Source organism: Bartonella capreoli (assembly GCF_902813205.1).
Lineage (GTDB): Bacteria > Pseudomonadota > Alphaproteobacteria > Rhizobiales > Rhizobiaceae > Bartonella > Bartonella schoenbuchensis.
Genome location: NZ_CADDZX010000074.1, coordinates 1 through 727 on the forward strand (window position 1 = coordinate 1; position 727 = coordinate 727).

Below are 727 nucleotides of genomic sequence, written 5' to 3' on the forward strand. Positions count from 1 at the left end.
TCGTGATCCAACTGCTGCTCAACAGCATCATCGGTTGTTTCACTTTGAACCGAAACTTCAGTTGCTAAATCTTCTGAAGCATTTTCTTTTTTTGATAACACGATAGTGTTAGTTTTTTTATATATGTTATTGTTAATGTGTTGTCGTGATGAAGTCATCATGTCATCATCATGACTTTGTGATGACATCATCATGATTTCATCGTGATCTTGTGATGAGTTATCTTTGTGCTTATTTCTTCTAGTATTCGCGGCTTTTATAGCCTTTTCTGAGCGCTTATTTAAATTATCATTGCAGTCTTTTAGCTCTTCTTCAACTTGCTGACTCCATAAACGGCCATCTTCTAAACGGATAATTTTTCCCTTACGCAACAAAAGATCTAGTGTCTTGTTAAGAGCATTTACTGAACAACCAATACGACGCGCTAATGTAGTAATCTCTTCCCAAATTGGTTCTTGTGCTCGATACATGAGAGCAGTGAGTGTCATATAAGTAGCTTTCTCTGCTGCACTTGTACCAGAAAAATCCATGATCCATTCTTCATAGAAATTTCGAACCCAAGGTAATTTAGTTGACATAGCTTTCCCCCTTTCTTTCTGAAACTGCTGATGATGTGTACCACAAACGGCCACTCTCTAAACGAATGATATAACCACGGCTCATTAAAGATTCTAATATGTTTCGAAACGTCCACACTGAACAGCTGCACAAACTTGATAAATGAGAA

General features: G+C 37.3%; 1 protein-coding gene. It reads right to left on the bottom strand.

Annotated features, from left to right (window positions below):
• The coding region (locus J7R05_RS07375) for a DUF1376 domain-containing protein (protein ID WP_208541781.1) at nucleotides 1–578 on the bottom strand (578 nt) is incomplete at its 3' end.
• Nucleotides 579–727 lie beyond the last annotated feature (149 nt).